17 protein-coding genes are annotated in these 22,489 nt (G+C 49.6%); 2 read left to right on the forward strand and 15 right to left on the reverse strand.

The annotated features are described in order from the left end of the window. Nucleotides 1–45: 45 nt before the first annotated feature. From XMD579_RS03330 to pilM, 12 genes are all read right to left on the reverse strand, one after another. Entirely contained in the window at nt 46–333 is a 288-nt protein-coding gene (locus tag XMD579_RS03330; protein WP_173505818.1) for a hypothetical protein, read from the reverse strand. 145 nt (nt 334–478) lie between these two features. After that, on the reverse strand, nt 479–1,174 hold the full coding sequence (gene can / locus XMD579_RS03335; protein WP_173505819.1) for a carbonate dehydratase: 696 nt from the start codon (nt 1,172–1,174) through the stop codon (nt 479–481). Between the two features lie 58 nt (nt 1,175–1,232). Continuing rightward, nucleotides 1,233–2,297: a uroporphyrinogen decarboxylase gene (gene hemE, locus XMD579_RS03340; protein ID WP_173495608.1), complete on the reverse strand. Its 1,065-nt coding sequence runs from the start codon at nt 2,295–2,297 to the stop codon at nt 1,233–1,235. Nucleotides 2,298–2,406: 109 nt separating this feature from the next. Continuing rightward, nucleotides 2,407–3,831: an FAD-dependent oxidoreductase gene (locus XMD579_RS03345; RefSeq protein ID WP_173498645.1), complete on the reverse strand. Its 1,425-nt coding sequence runs from the start codon at nt 3,829–3,831 to the stop codon at nt 2,407–2,409. Between the two features lie 59 nt (nt 3,832–3,890). Next, nucleotides 3,891–8,345: a glutamate synthase large subunit gene (gene gltB / locus XMD579_RS03350; protein WP_173480112.1), complete on the reverse strand. Its 4,455-nt coding sequence runs from the start codon at nt 8,343–8,345 to the stop codon at nt 3,891–3,893. Nucleotides 8,346–8,527: 182 nt separating this feature from the next. Continuing rightward, nucleotides 8,528–9,610 carry a 3-dehydroquinate synthase gene (gene aroB, locus XMD579_RS03355; RefSeq protein ID WP_173480111.1) on the reverse strand — a complete coding sequence of 361 codons (1,083 nt, stop codon included), beginning with the start codon at nt 9,608–9,610 and terminating at the stop codon, nt 8,528–8,530. Nucleotides 9,611–9,624: 14 nt separating this feature from the next. Beyond that, on the reverse strand, nt 9,625–10,149 hold the full coding sequence (gene aroK / locus XMD579_RS03360; RefSeq protein ID WP_305792067.1) for a shikimate kinase AroK: 525 nt from the start codon (nt 10,147–10,149) through the stop codon (nt 9,625–9,627). A gap of 14 nt (nt 10,150–10,163) precedes the next feature. Continuing rightward, entirely contained in the window at nt 10,164–12,227 is a 2,064-nt protein-coding gene (gene pilQ / locus XMD579_RS03365; RefSeq protein WP_254442890.1) for a type IV pilus secretin PilQ, read from the reverse strand. A 3-nt stretch (nt 12,228–12,230) separates the two neighbouring features. Beyond that, nucleotides 12,231–12,779 (reverse strand): pilus assembly protein PilP, encoded by a 549-nt coding sequence (locus XMD579_RS03370; RefSeq protein WP_173505820.1) that lies wholly within the window; start codon nt 12,777–12,779, stop codon nt 12,231–12,233. A 4-nt stretch (nt 12,780–12,783) separates the two neighbouring features. Then, entirely contained in the window at nt 12,784–13,401 is a 618-nt protein-coding gene (locus XMD579_RS03375) for a type 4a pilus biogenesis protein PilO (RefSeq protein WP_173480109.1), read from the reverse strand. Continuing rightward, nucleotides 13,398–13,949, reverse strand: coding sequence for a PilN domain-containing protein (locus tag XMD579_RS03380; protein ID WP_173480108.1), 552 nt, complete (start codon nt 13,947–13,949; stop codon nt 13,398–13,400). The genes XMD579_RS03375 and XMD579_RS03380 overlap by 4 nt, the downstream gene beginning before the upstream one ends. Next, entirely contained in the window at nt 13,936–15,000 is a 1,065-nt protein-coding gene (gene pilM / locus XMD579_RS03385) for a type IV pilus assembly protein PilM (RefSeq protein ID WP_173480107.1), read from the reverse strand. Before pilM ends, XMD579_RS03380 begins: the two co-directional genes overlap by 14 nt. Before the next feature lie 132 nt (nt 15,001–15,132). Here pilM and XMD579_RS03390 point away from each other — a divergent pair, with 132 nt between their 5' ends. Then, nucleotides 15,133–17,595, forward strand: coding sequence for a penicillin-binding protein 1A (locus XMD579_RS03390; protein WP_173505821.1), 2,463 nt, complete (start codon nt 15,133–15,135; stop codon nt 17,593–17,595). A gap of 76 nt (nt 17,596–17,671) precedes the next feature. Here the strand turns inward: XMD579_RS03390 and XMD579_RS03395 are convergent, their stop codons facing one another. The 3 genes from XMD579_RS03395 to rpmE all read right to left on the reverse strand — a co-directional run bounded on the left by XMD579_RS03395 (nt 17,672) and on the right by rpmE (nt 20,058). Further along, nucleotides 17,672–18,919, reverse strand: a complete 1,248-nt coding sequence (locus XMD579_RS03395; RefSeq protein WP_173480105.1) for a malic enzyme-like NAD(P)-binding protein — start codon at nt 18,917–18,919, stop codon at nt 17,672–17,674. A 154-nt stretch (nt 18,920–19,073) separates the two neighbouring features. Continuing rightward, nucleotides 19,074–19,826: a thermonuclease family protein gene (locus XMD579_RS03400; RefSeq protein WP_173505822.1), complete on the reverse strand. Its 753-nt coding sequence runs from the start codon at nt 19,824–19,826 to the stop codon at nt 19,074–19,076. A gap of 13 nt (nt 19,827–19,839) precedes the next feature. Then, nucleotides 19,840–20,058: a 50S ribosomal protein L31 gene (rpmE, locus tag XMD579_RS03405; protein WP_173480103.1), complete on the reverse strand. Its 219-nt coding sequence runs from the start codon at nt 20,056–20,058 to the stop codon at nt 19,840–19,842. Between the two features lie 229 nt (nt 20,059–20,287). Here rpmE and XMD579_RS03410 point away from each other — a divergent pair, with 229 nt between their 5' ends. Beyond that, nucleotides 20,288–22,477, forward strand: coding sequence for a primosomal protein N' (locus XMD579_RS03410; RefSeq protein ID WP_217364071.1), 2,190 nt, complete (start codon nt 20,288–20,290; stop codon nt 22,475–22,477). The last annotated feature ends 12 nt before the right edge of the window (nt 22,478–22,489 follow it).

Raw genomic sequence — 22,489 nt, forward strand, 5'->3', positions numbered from 1 at the left:
AAACGTGGGGGCGTTTAGCGTTATGTGGGAGCAGTATCGAATTAATTAGCCTTTAATGTCGTGCTGAGTTGATAGTCGGTTATCTCCTTCATCGTCATCATCTTCCCAGAATTTCCAAAATGGCTTCTTCTCATGGCCATCCGCATGGTCATCATCCTGCTCCTGAGCGGCAACCTTATCTTCATGCTCTTGATCATCTACAAGCTGTTTTTGATCAACTTGGACAGTTTTGACTTCCTGCGCAGTAACACCATTTACATCCTTAGCGAGTACATACCCTGTTGGAGCCAGGAGGATGGTCACTAAGACACCTTTCACTACATACTTATTCATCTCTATTTCTCCTTAGGATTTATCTGAAGTGATGGTGTTAGATTAAGGCGAGTAGTTAACCTGCATCTGTCTGATTTCTTACTTTTTTGTAAGGGAGTAGAAACAAAAAAAGGGCACGAGGCCCTTTTTCATCAGAAGTAGCGGATTAGTGGTTACAGAACTGGGTACAGGAGTGGCCTTCCACCGTCTCGCCTTTCGCTTCGATCAGATTCACTGCATCGATAAAGGTCGGGCGAATCATCTCTTTGCTGCTAACCGTGAAGCCAAGGTCACGCAATAGGCCATCACCGAGACCGTAGATCCATCCGTGTACGTTTAGCTCTTGGCCTCGTGCCCAAGCATCGGTAACCGTGGTGGTGTTACAGACATTAAGTGCCTGCTCAACCACGTTGAGTTCACAAAGACGATCAACTTGATAGGGTTTCGCTTCCCACTGACCGAGGAACTTGCGATGGTTGTAGTAGACATCACGAATGTGGCTTAGCCAGTTATCGATTAGGCCGTGACGCTCATCTTCCATAGAGGCAACGACACCACCACAGCCGTAGTGACCCACGACCATGATGTCTTTGACTTTCAATACATCGACTGCGTATTGAATCACCGACAGACAGTTCATGTCTGAGTGCACGACAAGATTCGAGACGTTGCGGTGAACAAACAGCTCACCCGGCATAAGATCCACGATCTCATTGGCAGGGACGCGACTGTCAGCACAGCCTATCCAGAGGTACTCCGGCGCCTGCTGTGCTGCCAAGGTTGCAAAAAACTCGGGATTAGCTTGGTGGATCTTTTCCGACCAGCCTCGGTTTTTTTCAAACAGCCCACTCAGTTTTTTCATCGTCTCTCGTCTACCGCAGTCTCAGTTTAATCCTGGTGCTTCTTATTTGTGGCGCTTCTTATTTATGGTAAGAGGCACTCAGCTCATGCACCGCATCGACAAAGATTTTGGCATGATCTGGGTTCACAAACTGGTGAATACCGTGGCCAAGGTTGAATACGTGACCGGTACCCGAACCGTAACCTTCAAGAATACGGCTCACTTCAGCGCGTATAGTATCAGCCGGCGCATAAAGAACCGATGGATCCATGTTGCCTTGCAGTGCCACTTTATCACCGACACGACGACGCGCATCTGCAATGTCTGTTGTCCAATCAAGACCCAGTGCATCCGCACCCGCATCAGCCATCGACTCAAGCCACTGACCGCCGTTCTTAGTGAACATGATCACCGGTACTTTGCGACCATCGTATTCACGAATCAGACCATCGGCGATCTTCTTCATGTAGTCGAGTGAGAAGGCTTGGTACATAGGACCGCTCAGAGCACCACCCCAAGTATCAAAGATCTGAACCGCTTGAGCACCGCTGCGAATCTGCTCATTTAGGTAGAGCGTGACCGACTCAGCAAGCTTATCCATCAATTTGTGGAGTACTTCTGGTTGTGAATACATCATCGCTTTGATGTGACGGAAGTCTTTAGAAGAGCCCCCTTCGATCATGTAAGTCGCCAGTGTCCATGGGCTACCAGAGAAGCCGATTAGAGGAACACGGCCGTTCAACTCAGAACGAATGGTCTTCACCGCATCCATCACGTAACCAAGATCTTTGACTGGATCTGGAACCGGAATCGCGTCAACGTCTGCCTCTGTACGTACCTCTTTCTTGAAACGTGGGCCTTCACCCGCTTCAAAGTAGAGACCTAGACCCATCGCATCTGGAATAGTCAGAATGTCAGAGAATAGAATCGCCGCATCCAGATCGAAACGCTCTAGAGGTTGAATGGTCACCTCACAGGCTAGATCTTTGTTCATGCAGAGTGACATGAAGTCACCCGCCTGGGCGCGTGTTGCTTTGTACTCAGGAAGGTAACGACCCGCCTGGCGCATCATCCATACTGGCGTGTAATCGACTGGCTCTTTCAATAGAGCACGAAGAAAACGATCATTTTTCAATTCAGACATGTTCGCAAATTCCTAAAAATAACTGCGCAGATTGTACCTGCTTTGAGCCTGTTAAGCAGTTAATAAAAAGCCGCTGGGGTCAGCGGCTTTTGATGTAGATCAGCGAGGATTAAACCTCTAGGTAATCAAGAATACCTTCAGCTGCGTTACGGCCTTCGTAAATCGCGGTTACGACCAGGTCAGAGCCACGCACCATATCACCACCGGCAAACACTTTAGGGTTTGACGTCTGGAACGGCAGGCGATCACCCTCTAGTGCAGCATCGACACGACCGTCTTGGTGAAGGTTGATACCGAAATCAGCCATCCAAGGCGCTGGGCTAGGACGGAAACCGAATGCAACCAATACCGCATCAGCAGGTAGGATCTCTTCTGAACCTTCGACCACTTCTGCGCGACGACGACCGTTCTCATCGGGCTCACCCATCTGAGTCGTAACCACTTTGATACCGGTTACTTTGCCGTTCTCACCAACCACTTCAACGGGCTGACGGTTAAACATGAAGTTGACGCCCTCTTCACGCGCGTTTTCGACTTCGCGCTTAGAGCCTGGCATATTCTCTTCGTCACGGCGGTAAGCACAGGTTACGCTCGCGGCTTTTTGACGGATCGAGGTACGGTTACAGTCCATCGCAGTGTCACCACCGCCAAGCACAACAACCTTCTTACCTTCCATGCTGATGTATTCAGAAGCATCTTTCTCGTAGCCACGGCAGTGGTTTACGTTAGAGATCAAGAAAGGCAGTGCATCGTAGACACCGTCAAGGTCTTCGCCTGGGAAACCACCCTTCATGTAGGTGTAAGTACCCATGCCAAGGAAGACTGCATCGAACTGATCAACCAGTTCCTGCATAGTGATGTCTTTACCCACTTCAGTGTTCAGTTTGAACTCAACACCCATCGCTTCGAAGATCTCACGACGCTGAACCATGACATCTTTCTCAAGCTTAAACTCAGGAATACCGAAAGTCAGTAGACCGCCGATCTCTGGGTTACGATCGAATACCACTGGCTTAACGCCGTTACGCGCAAGGATGTCGGCACAACCAAGACCTGCAGGGCCTGCACCGATGACAGCAACCTTCTTGTCAGTCCACGTCACATTGGACATGTCTGGACGCCAGCCCATCGCAAAAGCGGTATCCGTGATGTACTTCTCTACCGAACCGATAGTCACCGCACCAAACTCTTCGTTGAGTGTACAAGCACCTTCACAAAGGCGATCTTGTGGGCAGACACGGCCACACACTTCTGGCAGTGAGTTTGTCTGGTGCGACAGAGTAGCCGCTTCAAACAGGTTACCCTCTGATACCAACTTCAACCAGTTCGGGATGTGGTTGTGTACCGGACACTTCCATGAACAGTATGGGTTACCACACTCAAGACAACGGTGTGCCTGTGCGTTAACGTCCTCTTGTTCAAACGGCTGATAGATCTCAGCAAACTCGCCACGGCGAACTTCTGCTTCGATCTTTTCTGGGCCCTTACGGCCTACTTCAACAAACTGAAAATTGTTGTGAAGACGGGTAGTCATAGTCCCACCTCTTGTCTAAGCCCAGACGCATCTGGGCGATAATCTAATAAACCTAAATCTTACTCTGGAGCGTGTGTCATGCTGTTTAGCAGAACATCTAGGCTCGCCGCCTTTGGCTTAACCAGCCAGAAGCTGCCAAGGAAATCTTCGTAGTTATCCAGAATCTCCTGACCCCACGCACTGCCCGTTTCACGAACGAATTCGATGATCACTGAGCGCAGGTGGTTTTTGTACTGCTCCATGTGCTCGGTGTGGATACGGTGAATATCAACCAATTCGTGGTTGTACTTATCCACGAAGCTACGATCTTTATCCAGTACATAAGCGAAACCGCCCGTCATACCTGCACCGAAGTTGTAACCTGTATCACCCAGAACTGTTACCAAACCGCCTGTCATGTACTCACAACAGTGATCACCGGCGCCTTCAACAACCGCGTGTACACCTGAGTTACGAACACCGAAACGTTCACCTGCACAGCCCGCTGCGAACAACTTACCGCCTGTAGCACCGTATAGACAGGTGTTACCGATAATCGCAGTCTCTTGTGAGGCGTAAGTCACTTCAGAGAATGGCTTGATGACGATCTTACCGCCCGCCATGCCTTTACCAACGTAGTCGTTCGCATCACCCTCTAGAAGAAGGTTCTGACCACCGGCGTTCCAGACACCGAATGATTGACCTGCATGGCCACGGAACTTAAAGGTAATTGGGTTGTTTTCCATACCCAAGTTGCCGTGTTTCTTGGCGATAGCGCCCGAGGTGCGCGCACCCACTGAACGGTCACAGTTAGTGATCGTCAGTTCAAACTCACCGCCGGCTGCTGAATCGATTGCTGCCTGCGCCATCGCTAGCATGTCAGTGTTTAGACGGCCTTCATCAAACGGAACGTTGCGCTCTTGCTGAACCGTCTGTGGACGATCTGCTGGCACACCGGCATCGCTGATCAGTGGCGAAAGATCCAGTGATTTCTGACGATCTGTTTTGCCTTCAATGATCTCTAGTAGATCAACACGGCCAACCATCTCTTCGACAGTGCGCAGACCCAGCTGAGCCATGATCTGACGAACCTCTTCTGCCACAAAGCGGAAGTAGTTCTTAACCATCTCTACAGTACCGCGGAAGTGATCGCTACGTAGACGATCATTCTGCGTCGCAACACCGGTCGCACAGTTGTTCAAGTGACAGATACGTAGGTACTTACAACCCAATGCAACCATTGGCATAGTACCGAAACCGAAGCTCTCTGCACCCAGTAGCGCGCCTTTAACAACGTCTAGACCCGTTTTCAAACCACCGTCTGTCTGCAGACGAATCGCACCACGCAGGTGGTTACCGCGCAGTGACTGGTGAGTATCGGCTAGACCAAGTTCCCAAGGCGAACCTGCGTAGTGAATCGATGTTAGAGGTGATGCCGCAGTACCACCGTCGTAACCAGAAATTGTGATCAAATCTGCGTAGGCTTTTGCTACACCACAGGCAATGGTACCGACACCTGGACGAGAAACGAGCTTCACAGAGACCAGACCTTCAGGGTTCACCTGTTTAAGGTCGAAAATAAGCTGCGCCAAATCCTCAATCGAGTAGATATCATGGTGCGGTGGAGGCGAGATCAATGTCACACCTGGCACTGAGTAACGTAGACGTGCGATTAGGCTGTTAACCTTACCACCAGGTAGCTGACCACCTTCACCTGGTTTCGCACCCTGAGCCACTTTAATCTGCATAACATCGGCATTAACGAGGTACTCCGGTGTTACACCAAAACGGCCCGAAGCGATCTGCTTGATCTTAGAGCGCTTAATAGTGCCGTGACGAACAGGATCTTCACCACCCTCACCTGAGTTAGAGCGACCGCCCAGTTCGTTCATAGCAACCGCTAGAGCTTCATGCGCCTCTGGAGAGAGTGCACCCAGCGACATTGCTGCTGTATCAAAACGAGGGTAGATCGCTTCAGCGGGTTCTACTTCGTCAATGCTGATCGGAGTGACATCTTTAAGCTTAAGCATGTCACGAATCGTCGCAATGCCACGTTCGTTAACCAGTTTAGCGTAACGGTCGTAGTGCTTCTGATCACCCGACTTAACCGCTTCGTGGATTGCTTGAACCACGTCTGGGTTGTAAGCATGGTACTCGCCACCAAACTTGTACTTCAGTAGGCCGCCATCAGTGATTGGCTTACGTGCGATGAAGGCTGTTTTAGCCAACGCCGCTTGGTCCTCTTCAAAGTGAGCAAATTTAGAGCCCTGAATACGGCTAGTAACCCCTTTGAAACAGAGATCAACCACTTCATCACTAAGACCGATCGCTTCAAACAACTGAGCACCACGGTACGACGCGATGGTCGAGATACCCATCTTAGACAAGATCTTGAACAGGCCTTTATCAATACCTTTACGGTAGTTCTCATGGCTTTGTAGAGCATCTTGTAGCATCTCACCAGTGCGACAAAGATCAGTCAGCACACGGTAAGCCAAGTATGGGTAGACCGCGGTTGCACCAAAACCGAATAGCACTGCGAAGTGGTGTGGGTCACGAGCTGTACCCGTCTCTACAATGATGTTGGCATCAGTACGGATACCAGTATCGATTAGACGGTGGTGAACAGCACCCGTCGCCATTGCTGCATGGATAGGTAACTTACCCTTCTCGATGTTGGCATCCGATAGGATGATGATCGATTTTCCAGCACGAACCTCAGCTTCCGCCTTATCACAGACAGCAACGATCGCTTTATCAAGCGATAACTCTTCTGGGTTGTAGTTAAGATCGATAACAGCAACTTCAAACCCTTTTTCATCGTTGTCACGAATACGGTAGAACTTGCTTGCAGAGAGTACTGGCATCGTCAATACAACACGACGAGCGTGATCCGCAGTCTCTTCAAATACGTTTTGCTCACGACCTAGGCAGGTCTCTAGTGACATCACGATCGCTTCACGTAGTGGGTCGATTGGTGGGTTGGTCACCTGAGCAAACTGCTGACGGAAGTAATCGTATGGCGAACGAATCTTCTCTGATAACACGGCCATCGGCTTGTCATCACCCATTGAGCCAACCGCTTCCATGCCACTTTCGCCCAACGGACGAAGCACCTGGTCACGCTCTTCAAAACTTACATTGAACATCTTCATGTAAGTCTTAGTCTCTTCTGGGGACATATCACTGAGCGCTTCCGCTTCAACGGAAAGATTCATCGTGTTCTCTAGACGCAGTGTGTTCTCTTTCAACCACTGCTTGTAAGGCTGTGCCTTCTTAAGACGATTATCGACATCATCAGTGTGCAGTACATCACCTGTCTCTGTATCGATTGCTAGAATCTGACCCGGTCCAACACGACCTTGAGCAACAATATCGCTTGGCTCGTAGCTGAATACACCGATCTCAGAAGCGGTACAGATCATGCCATCTTTGGTCATCACCCAACGAGATGGACGAAGACCGTTACGGTCTAGAAGACAGACCGCGTAACGACCGTCAGTCATAACCATACCAGCAGGACCATCCCAAGCTTCCATGTGCATCGAGTTGTACTCGTAGAATGCACGTAGCTCAGTGTCCATGGTGTCAACGTTCTGCCACGCAGGTGGAATGATCATACGAACCGCGCGGTAGATATCGATACCACCAACCAGTAGGAATTCGATCATGTTATCCATTGATGACGAGTCAGAGCCGGTGGTGTTAACGATTGGCTGTAGCTCATCAAGATTTGGAATCAATGGAGTAGCAAATTTAGAGGCGCGAGCACGTGCCCAGTTGCGGTTACCTTCAACCGTGTTGATCTCGCCATTGTGGGCAAGGAAACGGAATGGCTGTGCAAGAGGCCAGCGCGGTGCTGTGTTCGTTGAGAAGCGCTGGTGGTAGGTACACACCGCTGTCTTCAACTCAGGATCTGCAAGGTCTTTATAGAACACAGGAAGATCGACCGGCATCATCAAGCCTTTGTAGCTGATCACGCGCTCAGATAGGGTACAGATGTAGAAATCTGCATCATCAGACAGAGCGATCTCAACTTTACGGCGAGCCACAAACAGCGCAACTTCAAGCGCTTTTGCATCCATGTCTGACACATTGATCAGAACTTGTTCGATCTGTGGAAGCGTCTCTTTCGCGATAGGACCAAGGCAGCTGTCATCCGTCGGAACTACACGCCAGCCAGCAACGGTAAGGCCCTGCGCTTCAAGTTCGCGATTCATGACAGTACGAGCATTGTCAGCCGCCGCGGCATCCTTAGATAGGAATACCATGCCAACAGCAAAGGTGTCAGTTAGGTCGACATTCAACTCATTCTTAGCGGCTGCACGCATGAAATCGCGTGGCATCTGCATCAACAGACCACAGCCATCACCCGTCTTACCATCCGCTGCAATACCACCACGGTGAGTCATGCAGGCCAATGCTTCAATGGCGTTATCAAGTACCTTATGACTTGCTTCGCCCTGCATGTGGGCCATTAGACCAAAACCGCAGTTATCTTTAAATTCATCCGCGCGATACAGACCGTTGCTCATACGCTATTCCTACCTAAAAACTTAAATAAAATCAGGCACTTAAAACCTGAATACACCTCTAGAGAAATGACACAGAGGCAAAATGGGACCGTAATTCTACACTTCTACGGCTCTGGCTACAAATCGACCAAGAAAAAACAAAAAACGCGCCAAGTTGGCGCGTTTTGTAAGTCGGAATTTTTTTATTCGCCGCTGTAGTGCTGCTTTAGTGTCGATTTTAGGGCTTCGGGGTCGACCTCGCTGGTAACGACTGCCTGACCTAGCTGTTGCAGCAAGACGAGTCGAATCTGACCGTCTAAAACCTTCTTATCAACCGACATCAACTCAATAAACCGATCCGGCGTCATATCTGCTGGAGGTGCTATCGGCAACTTCGCTCGACGCAAGAGTGTTTCAACACGTGCTAAATCAGCAGGCTCTAACCAACCGAGACGCATCGAAAGATCTGCAGCCATCCACATACCTGCTCCCACCGCTTCACCATGCAGCCAATTTCCGTAGCCCTGATCAGTCTCAATGGCATGGCCAAAGGTGTGACCAAGATTCAAAATGGCACGAATACCGCCTTCACGCTCATCTTGTGCAACGACCTCTGCTTTGATTTCACAAGAACGTTTAATGGCATATGCCATCAACTCAGGATCACAGTCGTTAAGTCCATCGATGTTCTTCTCCAGCCAAGCAAGAAATTCAACATCGTAGATCAAACCGTACTTGATCACTTCAGCAAGACCCGCGGCCAACTCACGCTCTGGGAGTGTCTTCAAGACATCGGTATCGGCCAATACCGCTTTGGGCTGATAAAAGGCACCGATCATATTCTTACCCAGCGGATGGTTAACGCCCGTTTTCCCCCCCACCGATGAGTCTACCTGAGAGAGCAAGGTTGTCGGTATCTGAATGAAATCGACACCACGCTGATAGGAGGCCGCTGCGAAACCAGTCATATCTCCGATAACTCCACCACCTAGAGCGATCAGTGTGGTCGTGCGGTTGTGGCGCATCTGCAACAAGGCATCGAAAATAAGGTTAAGAGTATCTAAAGTTTTGAATGACTCACCGTCTGGCAGAATCACTTCGTCCACTTGAAGGCCAGGAAGCTGGTCACGCAGCGCGCTCAAGTAGAGTGGAGCAATCGTCTCATTGGTGACGATCATTACCTGCTTACCCCGAACCGCACCCGCAATATCTACTTTCTGAAAAAGATGGTCGCCTACGTAGATAGGGTAGCTACGGTCACCTAAGTCGACTTTTAACTCTTGCATGCGATGAATCCTGACTACGCGCTTTTCAGAACGCGATGTTTTTTAAGGGCTTTGACGATCTCACTGATGACCATACGCGGATGTCTGCGATCAGTGCGCAGTATCATATCGGCGGTGTCGCGGTAGAGTGGATCTCGTTTTTCTAAAAGGGTCTCTAGTGTCTTGCGAGGATCTTGGGTTTGCAGCAGAGGACGGTTGCGATCACGCGCGGTGCGCTCAATCTGCTGATCAATACTGGTTTCTAGGTAGATAACGAAACCACGGCTGCGGAGGAATTCTCGGTTGGCTGGGCGCATCACAGCACCACCGCCCGTCGCTAAGACGATGTCATCTTGCTGAGTGATTAGATCGATAACCGTCTGCTCGCGATCGCGAAAGCCCTCTTCACCCTCAACATCGAAGATCCAAGGAATATCGGCGCCAGCACGGTCAACAATCACTTTATCGGAGTCAATAAACTCCAATTTCAGCTCGTTAGAAAGCAAACGCCCTATGGTGCTCTTTCCAGATCCCATAGGGCCAATTAAAAATATTTTCAAAAAACAGCCTTACACTACCGCACGTTCAGTGACTCACGAATCAGTTTCGGGGTAATGAAGATCAACAACTCGTTCTTCTGTTCTGTTGTCTGTCGATTTCTAAACGCAGCACCAATAACAGGCAGGTCACCTAGACCTGGAACCTTCTGAACACCATCGGATGCTTCAGTACGGAATACCCCACCAAGCACTATGGTATCACCATCGTTAACCACAACCGAAGTAGTTAATTGGTTTGTATTGATAGAAATTTCACCATTAGCCAGGGTTGAGCCCACACTGTCCTGATTAATTGCCAGATCCATAGCGATTCGGTCACCTGGGTTTAGCTGGGGTGTAACGTTAAGCGAGAGCGCGACATCTTTGAATGCGGTTGTCGTTGTACCGTCTTCAACAGTTTGGTACGGAATCTGTTGCCCAGAGGTGATATTCGCCGCCTTACCATTGGTTGTAATCACCTTAGGTTGTGAAATCACCTCACCATTACCTGAGCTCTCAAGCGCAGAAAGTTCAGCCGAGAGCAGTAGCGAGTTTTTGATAAAGCCGACCGCTAGAGAGGGTCCTGCCACACCGAAGTCCACATTCAAACCAGACTGAGTGACGCCCGCCACACCTGGAGCCGTAATGCCTGAACCAAAAGAGAGCTGACCATCACCCAATACGGTGGTTGGGCCATTAGCAAAACCCCATTTAACACCAAGACTTTCTGAGAAGTTCGCCGAAGCCGTGACTACGCGCGCCTCCACCATGATCTGAGCGACTTCAACATCAAAGCGCTTCAGAGTACGGCGGATATCTTCGATGGCTGCGTTAGTCTCACGCACCATTAGGACGTTGGTTTGGTCATCAGCCAATACAAAACCACGCTCACTGATCAGATTGGCCGCCGAAAGATACTCTTTCATCTCAGAGGCACGGCGGTAGTCGATCTGGATGTATTCGGTTACCAGCGGCGCCAGCTCTTTAACCTGTTGCTGGTTTTCAAGCTCTTGACGTTCACGATCGGCGATTTGTGTTGCATCGCCCACTAGCATGACGTTACCCACGACACGCTTATCCAGCCCGTTGGTCTTCAAAATAATATCCAGCGCCTGATCCCAAGGGACATTCTTCAGACGAAGCGTGGTATTACCGCTCACTTCATCGCCTACCACTAGGTTCTTCTCTGCCACTTCTGCAATGATTTGGAGTACAGAGCGCACCTCTACATTTTGGAAGTTTAGATCGATCTCTTCACCGGTAAACGGGAACAGATCTTTCTGAAGATCCGCTTGAGCACTCAACGAGATCGGTTTGAAATCCAGCACTAGTTGGTTGTTGGATTGGTACGCGAGGTAATCGTAAGGGTCGCTAGAGGGCAGAATCAAAATTGCCGCACTGCCATCAGCATTCATCGAGTCGATAAAGTTAATCGGTGTCGCAAAGGCTTTGACATCAAGCTTTTGAGACAGCCCGGGTGCCAAGGTTGCCCCGACCAAATTAACAATGACGCCGTTACCCTCTTCGATAATATCCAATCCAGCACGATCGTCACTCAGAGAGATCGTCACCCGACCTTGATTGCCTTCTAGACGCTCAAAATCGACACCCACTACTCGTGTTGTGTCATCTACAGTGGTTTTTTGAGCAGGAGCTGCTTTAGATGCCGTTGCTGCAGTAGCGGCTGAAGCTTGAGTTGAGTTACCCATTGAGAGGATCAATTGATTACCCTGCACTGAGGTTTGGTAGCCAACCGATTCCGTCAGCTCGACAACGACACGAAGGCGATCGTTGGTTTCTGCAAAAAGCAGTTTTGATACGGGACCAGAGCCAACACTGATTGAACGATCCAACTGCTCAGATTTATCAACACCCCACAAATCAACCACCAACCTCGCAGGTGTATCCACTGCGTAAATTTTTGGTTCGGCCGGTTGATCCGTGAAGTCAAACCTCAACTCTGTCTGATTGCCCGGCAGCGCAGTCGCAACCACAGCATTTAACGTTTGCGCCGACGCCATCGTCGACATAAGCATCAAAGTGACCAGAGTAACTAAACGCTGAACCGACATATTTAATTTCCATCTCTTCATATTCATGGCTTACTCCAATCCCGGCAGTTTGACGACTCTGGGTCTGCTCATCCAGCCGCCGCGGCCGTTCGATACAATCTCTTTCAACTCAATACCGCGTTCATCAATATTCACTACAACACCATAATCGATGCCCATGCGAGCACCCATTTTAATCTGATGCACTTCAAAGTTACTGTCTCTGACTAGGGCGATCAATTGACCATCCATTGGCGAGGTAATTGTCCCTACCATCTGCAACTGCTCAACCGGAAACTCTTCCAAGTACTCTTTAATACGATTGAAATCAGGCATGATTGTTGGTGCAACCACGACCTCATCGTCATCGAGAAACTGTTGTGGCAATAGCGGTACAAAGGGATCACGCTGCCAAGGTCCTTCATAAACAAAGGCTTCGTAGGCGATCAGCTCAGGCAGCGGTTCAATGCCACCTCCAGGCGCCGCCAGCTTCTCACGAACAAAGAGTTTAAGGTCCGACGAATCATCTACCCAGATACAACCCTGCAAAAGAGATGCCAATAGCGCGATGAGAGAGAGATGTTTGATTGTTCTATTCATCACATCACTCCTCATCATCATAGCGGTAAGTTTTAGCGCTGATGCTCATGGTCAAAAGATCACCATTGGCTGGGCTAAGGTTGAAATCATGTAGGGTTACGATGCGCTTAACGCTGGCAACACCCGACACGAACTGACCCATCTGATGGTAGGTACCTTTAACCTGAATGGCGATCGGTAGCTCGACATAGAATGAGGCTTTGCGTTCTGGCTGCAGCGCGATGGAGTCTATTTCAAGTCCCGCGTTTCGACCTGTCGCACTGATATCCTCGAGCAGACCCGGTACCTCTTTCTCTGTTGGCAGTTGCGCCAGCATCTCAGCAAAGCGCAACTCAACGTCCGCCATTTGACGTCTCAGTGCATCCAGTGAGGCCACTTGGTAGGACTTCGCTTCAAACTGAGTTTTGAGTGTCTGCTCTTTACCAATCTCTCTGTCGAGCGACTCTTTTTGATCCATCACTAAGAAGTTAAAGCCGACACCATTAATAACGATGAACAAAAGAGCAAACGCGATCGCTTTTACGCCATAAGGCCAGCTCCAAGCTTCGGACAGATCTAAGTTATTGATGTCAAAACCGCGAAACGCGCGTTCAAACTTCTGTTTTAGGGAAACTGAGCTCATTGTGCAGCCTCCTCAACATTGGGGCGCTCAAGCGGCACTCGCAAATTAAAACTCTTCAAACCATTCTGTGTCGCGACTTTCGACAACGAGGGCTCACCAAACCAGATGGAGTCATTTAATGTGCGCATCAACGACGAGACATCTTCATTAGCAACCGCAAGGCCATTGATCGACATCTCTTGGCCAGAGCGGTTCAGTGACTGGTAGTGAATGCCATCAGGCATAACCTCTACCAACTCATCAAAGGTGCGAACAATAATAGGACGTGTACCCTGCAGCTCTTGAATTGCAGTCAGTCGTTCTAGCAGGCGTTCACGCTTATTTTTAAGCTCTTGTATCTCTTTCAGTTTGACATCTAGGCGCGAAATTTCGCTGGTTAAATAGGCATTTCGATCCTGCTGCCTATTCAACATAACTGTTAGGTAGTAGTAACTCGCTCCGACAATCGAAGCGGCCAACAGAGCAGTGACGATAAGTTGTGTGTAGAAACGTTTTTGCAGGAAAGCATTTCGCTCTTCACGCCAAGGTCTCAGGTTAATGGTTCTCATATTGCCCCCCGACACCACGCAAGGCTAAAGAGAGTGCTTTAGTCAAAGCGTTCTTCTCGGCATTTAATCGATCCATATTAATCTGGGATGCAATCTCTACCCTCTCAAACGGATCTAAACCATGAACCCTGATACCTAACTCACTACTCAATTTATCTTTAATACCAGGTAGAGAGGCTAGACCGCCCGTAATATACAGTGTCGATAACTGCTCTTGGGACCCCGAAGCTGAATAGAACTGCAAAGCTCTAGAGACCTGCTGAACCGCTGAATCAGCAAAGCTCTCCATGAGACTGATAAGCGAGGGATCTAGTTCACCGTGTCGCAGCTGTGCAGCCAATTCATCATGCGGCAGCTCTGTGTAGAGTTGCAGTTGCTGCAGTAGTTCCTCGCCCCCAAAGGTATGCTCACGATGGTAGCTAATCAAGCCATCCTTAAAAGCGTAAAAGGTAAGATTATGAGCGCCAAAATCGACAATCGCACAGGCTCTTCCAGGCACCAGCTCTTCTGGTGGGAGTGCGCGTTCATAGACATAGGTATCTACATCAACCACATCGCATTGGAGCCCAGCCAAATCTAGGCAATCCTCTCGAGCAGAGACGCCGTCGCGACGACAAGCGACAATCCCAATTCGATTAAATGCCGGATTACCTTGCACAGGCCCTAGCACCTCGAAATCCAGTGCAACATCCTCTATTGGATAGGGGATAAATTGATCGGCTTCAATTTTAACTTGCTCTTCAAGGTCAAAGCCGTAGAACAGTTCAGAAATTTGAATCTCTTTTGTGATCACGTCAGAGGCGGCTACGGATGTGATGGCTCGCGTGGCTTTCACACCCGCCAGACGTTGTGCTTTGACAATCGCATCGGCAACCTCTTCAGGTTTCTCAATACTGCCATCTACAAAGGATTTTTCTGGCAGAGAGATGACGCCAAAGCCGTCCAGCACAGGCGTCTTTCCACGAAAGCTTAAAGCAACAAGCTTAAGAGAGGAGTTCCCGATATCAACTCCCAAAACACTTTGTTTGTTACCACCAAAGAGTTTGAACACAAAAATACCTAATAATTAGTGGATATTATCTAACTTCACTCTAGACTAGGTCACAAAAGTTACAAGTGACATTATGGACCTAAATCAAGTTCTCGTTATAATCCTAGCTCAATTTAAGAAATTTGCAGATTAATGCGCATAATTAAAAAAATTATTAAATGGTTGATGGCACTGGCTGCAATTGGATTGCTGGGAGCCGTTTTGGCAGCCGGCGGAATCTACTACTACTTTAGCCCACAATTGCCTGACGCTGAGACCCTGCGTGAGGTTGAGTTTCAAACCCCTCTGCGCGTATACAGTGCAGATGAAAAGTTGATTGCTGAGTTTGGAGAAATGCGCCGAACGCCAATCAGCTATGCCGATATCCCGCAACACTTTATCCATGCTCTTCAAGCCGCAGAGGATGCACGATTTTTTGAACACCAAGGGATCGATCTTCGCGGGCTTTTTCGTGCAGCCTTTCAGCTAGCAACTTCTGGCAAAATTCAGAGTGGCGGCTCGACCATCACCATGCAGGTGGCTAAGAACTTCTTCCTAACGCGCGAGCGTACCTTTGAGCGTAAATTTGTTGAGATTCTGTTAGCACTCAGCATTGAACAATCACTCTCTAAACAAGAGATCCTTGAGCTCTACATCAACAAAATCTATCTAGGCCACCGATCGTATGGCATACAAGCCGCCGCACAGGTCTACTATGGCAAAACCATTGATCAGCTCAACATCGCTCAACTGGCAATGATCGCAGGTTTACCTAAAGCGCCATCAGCCTATAACCCCATTACTAACCCGCAACGAGCCCTCGAACGTCGTAACTGGATTCTTGGTCGAATGCAGGAGCTAGGCTTCATTACAACGACTGACTACTCCGACGCGGTCAATCAACCGGTTACGGCTAGCTACCACGGTGCTGATATTGAAATCCCTGCGCCTTACGTTGCAGAGATGGTTCGTGCGGAGCTCTATGAAACCTACGGTGAAAGGATCTACACCGAGGGTATGAAAGCCTACACGACCATTGACAGCACCATGCAGCGCAGCGCCAATCAAGCGCTCAGAACGGCGCTGCTGGCTTACACGGAACGCCACGGCTACCGTGGTCCAGAGCAGCATTTTGATCTAACAGAGATTGAACCCTCTGCACTGCAGAAAAAACTTAAAGCGACACCAGCCTATGGCGGACTTGAGGCGGCTCTGGTGAAAGCGGTGGATGATTCTGAAGCGACGCTACTACTTGGTGATGGCAGCGAAACGACGCTGCGCTGGTCAGGTATCAGCTGGGCTCGAGCATATAAAGGGGTTAACTCAACCGGCTCTGAACCGATAAAAGCATCCGAAGTGCTGGCTGTTGGCGATATGATTCGAATTCGCCAAACCGCTGAAGGCTGGCGTCTCTCGCAACTGCCCGAAGTGCAAGGTGCGTTCATTGCCATCAATCCTGAGAATGGCGCAATTCAATCCCTAACCGGCGGATTTAGTTTCTATCTAAACAAGTTCAACCGAGCCACTCAAGCGTACCGTCAGCCGGGTTCTAATATTAAACCTTTTCTATACAGTGCCGCTCTGAGCAATGGCTACACTCCGGGGTCAGTAATCAATGACGCTCCCGTTGTTTTCCATGACGTCAGCCTAGAGGGTAACTGGCGGCCTGAGAACGATAATGGCAAGTTTGGCGGTCCGACTCGACTTCGTGAGGCGCTATACCGGTCACGTAACCTAATATCCATTCGTCTGATGCGAGCTTTAGGTATCGAAGAGACGCGAAACTTCATACTCGGTTTTGGTTTTGAAGAGGATAAGCTTCCTAAAAACTTATCACTCTCGCTAGGCAGTGCTGATGCCACACCGCTTCAGGTTGCAACAGGATATGCCTCGATTGCCAATGGTGGATTCAAAATCAATCCTTACATCATTGAGTCGGTGCTAGACCGTGAAGGACTACCTCTGTTTGCTGCCAATCCGAGTATTGCCTGCGGTAGTTGTCCTGAACGCCAGCAAGCAGAGTTAATCGCTCAAGAGCTCGCCGACATGGCTTCCAATGATACAGCTTCTGAGGCGCAAGCCAGCACCGAGAGTGACCCGCAACTAGTGACGTTAACGGGACAACCTCTCGCTGAACGTCTGCTAGATGAACGCACCGCTTACATCATTCACGACATGATGCGCGACGTCATTAAAAAGGGTACTGGTCGTCGAGCACTGGCTCTGAAACGTGGTGACCTAGCTGGCAAAACGGGAACAACCAATGATCAAAAAGACTCTTGGTTCAGCGGTTTTACCCCTAAATTGAGCGCAACGGCTTGGGTCGGCTTTGACCAACCGTCTCATCTAGGTAAGCGCGAATGGGGTAGCACGGCTGCACTGCCTATGTGGATCGACTTCATGGGAGATGCTCTTCGTAACATCCCTGAAAGTTACCTGCCTGAACCGGCAGGTATTGCGACGGCTCTGATTGATCCTGCGACAGGACTACTAGCTTACGAAGGACAGAAAAACGCTTACAACGAGATTTTCAAAGAGGAGCAGGTACCGACTGAGGTCGCTCCTAAACCGGGCAGTGAAGTAGCTCCTCCTACTTCTGAAGAGCTGTTCCGATAATCCGTTAAGTTCTGTAATGTGTTTAACACAAAAAAAGGGAAGCCAGTGGCTTCCCTTCTTATTTACCTCAGAGTGATTAGCTCAGTGGGTAGTTCTCTGGCATGCCTTTAACGGCAACACCTGAATCGATCGCTGCTTTAGCCACTGCGTAAGATACCGCGCCCAAAAGACGTGAATCTGTCGCTTTCGGCAGAATGTATTCACGACCGAACTCTAGGCTCTCTAGGCCGTAAGCATCCAGTACTTCTTGTGTAACAGGTTGCTTAGCAAGTTCTGCTAGTGCGATAACGGCTGCGGCTTTCATCTCTTCGTTGATCGCTGTTGCACGAACATCTAGAGCGCCACGGAAGATGAATGGGAAACCTAGCACGTTGTTTACCTGGTTAGGGTAGTCTGAACGACCTGTTGCCATGATGACATCTTCACGAGTCGCGCGAGCAAGTTCTGGCTTGATCTCTGGATCAGGGTTTGCACAAGCGAAGACAACAGGATTAGTTGCCATCTTAGCTAGGTTCTCTGCTGAAAGCAGATCAGGACCTGATAGACCAAGGAATACGTCAGCGCCATCGATAGCATCTTCAAGTGAACGTTTATCCGTTTCAGTTGCGAAGATCGCTTTCTCGGGAGTTAGATCATCACGACCCGAGTGGATAACACCCTTACGGTCGATCATGTAGATATTCTCGTTGCGAGCACCCATGTTGATCAACAGCTTCATACAAGCACTTGCTGCAGCGCCAGCACCAAGACATACAATCGATGCCTCTTCTAGCTTCTTACCAGCAAGCTCAAGTGCGTTGATCATACCGGCAGCGGTAACAATCGCAGTACCGTGCTGGTCATCGTGGAAGACTGGGATGTTACAACGCTCGATCAACGTGCGTTCGATTTCAAAACACTCTGGTGCTTTGATGTCTTCTAGGTTGATACCACCGAAGGTATCAGCGATGCGAGCGACAGTATCGATAAACGCCTGTGGGCTCTCAGCATCCACTTCGATGTCGATAGAGTCGATGTTTGCAAAACGTTTGAATAGAAGCGCTTTACCTTCCATGACTGGCTTAGAAGCCAATGGACCTAGGTCGCCAAGACCCAAAATAGCAGAGCCGTTTGAGATAACGGCAACCAGGTTGCCTTTGGCTGTGTAACGGTAAGCATTTTCAGGATCTTTAGCGATCTCACGCACTGGCTCAGCAACACCTGGAGAGTATGCAAGAGATAGGTCGCGTGAAGTTTCAGCAGGTGTAGATAGTTCTACGCTGATTTTACCTGGCATTGGAAACTCATGGTAATCCAGTGCTGCCTGTTTAAAGTCTTGAGACATTGTAGAATCCTGAATGGTTATAGGCCCATAGGCATAATGCAGATAGGCTAAGTTATGTTCTAGTTAAAGGTCGTTGTGGGATGATATAAAAATAACCTCTCGGTAGAAAGGTCTATTCTTGGAAACTGTCTAAGCAATTGGGCTTATAACCGTTTCACATTTTGATATGCCGTTTATCTAAAACCGGCAGCAAAAAGGGTTTAAATAACGAGCCCGGCTTTAAAGAGTCACGGCGATCCAAAATCCAGCCTCGCACCTCCAGTGAGTTGCCCAATGTAAAGGAGAGACTCCTGTTCCACTCTTTCGGTATGCGAACCGCCAATCGATCATCCAGTTCGACGTAGAGGTACTTTTTAGCCTGATCAATCTTGGTAATGCGTCCCGACACCAAATTGAAACCACCCTGTTCAATCTCTTTAGCGGCAGCAATGGATTTTGACCATACTCCTTTTCCTAGAGTTCTTGGTCTCTTTTCGGATGAGAAGAGACAATCCGCTAGTCGATCATTAGGGGGAACACTGATCGCCCAACCCAAACCCTCGTGGATCAAACGTTGCGAGAGCGTTTTCGATCCATCGAACAAGTAGCCCAATACACGACCGTAACGATCTTTAGGCTCACGTCCGAAATAGAGCTGCAGAGAGTCTGACTCGTTTACCCAAGATTGCAATTGGCGTTTAGCCTGCAGGGCCCCCTCTTCAGCCCTTGGCTTTGAGTAGAGCTCAGGGGTATTAACGCCTATCAAGCGCACCTTTCGCCCATCGGTTAGATGAACGGTATCGCCATCGACCACTTTGGCTACCCGTACCGATTCAGATGCACCTTGTGGGGTACAACTACTCGCTTGCGCTGACTGACAGGCAATAAAAAAGGCACTCGCGATGAGTGCCTTTTTAATGTTCTGCATGCAGAGACCCAAGTTACTTCTTGAGGCTGCGAGCACCGAAGCGCTTGTTGAAGCGATCCACTCGACCACCGGTCTGAGCTTCTTTCTGCTTACCAGTGTAGAAAGGGTGACACTGACTGCAAACGTCGACAGCCATTGTGCTCTCTTTCATAGTAGAGCGAGTTGTCATTACGTTACCGCAAGAACAGTTGAAGGTAACTTCGTTGTACTCTGGGTGGATACCAGCTTTCATAGTATTAAACCTCTATGTTTTATGTGCCGCCACTTAACGCTTGATGCATATATTATGCTACTTAAGCACCGCACGACTGACGAAAAATTCGCCGGGAAATGTCAAGGCGCGCAATTATACGCAGGCACTGTACGAATAACAACCACTGATCACCCAATACCTTGAAGCCGCTATTTCCAACTGCCCGATGGGTGCTAGACTTGCCCTTCGCTTATTAGAAATTTTGGCCATGATCGTACGTGTTGCACTACCGGTACCCCTAAACCGTCTGTTTGACTACGCCATTCCGCAAGGAGTGGCTGTGCCCGCTATCGGAGCTCGTGTGCTGGTCAAATTCGGGCAGCGCAGCTTGATAGGGATGATTCATAGTCTTAGCGAGCAGACCGAGGTGCCACTAAATAAGCTGAAACCTTTCGAAGCGTTACTCGATCAGGAGCCCCTTGTCGATGATGAGCAGATACAACTCGGTGAGTGGGCGGCAAGCTATTATAAGTACCCACTGGGCGATGCCTTAATTCACCTTCTACCCAACTTAGCACGCAAAGAGCAGCACCCCTTCTCAGCCCCCGATTACTGGCGTTTAACCGAGCACGCCGATATTGAATCGCTGCCCAAACGGGCCGTCAGACAGCGCGCCCTGTTTACGCTCATTAAAAACCGACAGCCAATCAGCACATCCGCAATTAGAGAGGCTGAATTCACGTCACAAGTGCAAAAGGCACTGATTGAATCGGAGCAGATCGAACCCTGTGAAGCGCCTTTAATCGGTGCACAGCTGGTCAACACTGTCCTACCTAGCGTTGCAGGCTTGGCACTGAATGCTGAGCAACAACGAGCAGTTGATCAGATCAAACAGAGCGAGGGATTCAGCCCAATTCTATTAGTCGGCGTGACCGGCTCGGGAAAAACCGAAGTCTATCTACAATCGATCGAGCAGGCGTTGGCCGACGGCAAGCAAGTGCTGATTTTGGTGCCCGAGATTGGCTTAACCCCACAACTGGTTGAGCGCTTTACTGCTCGCTTCAACACGAACATTGCTTCACTGCACTCAGGCCTTACGGATCGAATGCGCTTTGAGGCTTGGCAGTCGATCCGGTCCGGGGAGACATGCATCGTCATTGGTACACGCTCAGCGATCTTCATTCCTTTTGCTAATCTTGGGATGATCGTTATTGATGAGGAGCACGACCCATCGTTTAAACAGCAAGAGGGTTTCCGCTATCACGCACGAGACCTTGCTCTGGTTCGTGCAAAACAGCTTGATATACCGGTCATCATGGGCAGTGCGACACCGGCACTGGAATCGCTACTTAACGTTCAACAGGGCCGCTTCAAAGAGTTACAACTGACACAGCGTGCGGGTCGAGCAGCGGCGCCCAGCTTTGAGCTGTTTGATACGAAAGGTGTTGAGTTAGATACTGGCCTCGCTCCAGAGATTATCAGTCGCATTAACGATCACATTACCCTTGGCAACCAAGTCCTGGTATTTATCAACCGCCGCGGCTTTGCCCCAACGCTGACCTGTCAGGATTGCGGATCAACCGTTGACTGTACACGCTGTGATGCACGCATGACGCTGCACCGCAAACCACCAAAGCTGCACTGCCATCACTGTGATCGACAAACCCCTATCCCGCGCCACTGTCAGCACTGTGGCAGTGATCAACTAAGACCGGCCGGTAGCGGTACGGAGAGAATCGAACAGAGATTGTCAGAGCTATTCACCCATACCAGCATCAAACGTGTGGATCGTGATTCAACCCACTCTCGCCAAGCCTTTGAGTCCTTGATGAACGAAGTTAACAGTGGCGATCCATGCATCTTGGTCGGTACTCAAATGCTGGCCAAAGGCCATCACTTTCCGAACGTCACACTGGTCGTCATCGTCAATACCGACGCAGGCCTATTCAGTGCCGATGTTCGTGGCATGGAGCGTACCGCGCAACTTATTATGCAGGTTGCCGGCCGAGCGGGGCGAGCGGAACGTCCGGGCGAAGTGGTGTTACAAACCCACCAGGTTGATCACCCTCTACTAAACACCTTGGTAACCTCTGGCTATCTCACCTTTGCAGAACAGGAGTTGATGAGTCGCAAACAGGCTCAACTTCCCCCCTTTGCTTTTCAAGCGATTATCCGTGCTGAAGCGAAAAAACAGGGCTGGGCCGAAGCACACCTTATGCGTTTAAGGAGATCCCTAGAGGCTACCTACCCAAGAGAGCAGCTTCCGATGATCAGCGGCCCCTTCCCCTCCTTCATGGAGAAGCGTGCTGGCATGTATAGAGCGCAACTGATGTTCACGGGAGACTCTCGCACGTCGATCCAAGGCACTCTGAAAGCGGCACAAAATTGGTTGGAGCAAGACAAAGAGTCGAGTCGCGTTCGCTGGAACATAGACATTGACCCTGTCGATAGCTTTTAAGGGCTGCAAAAC

The organism is Marinobacterium sp. xm-d-579, from assembly GCF_013282935.1.
In the GTDB taxonomy this organism is placed as follows: domain Bacteria; phylum Pseudomonadota; class Gammaproteobacteria; order Pseudomonadales; family Balneatricaceae; genus Marinobacterium_E.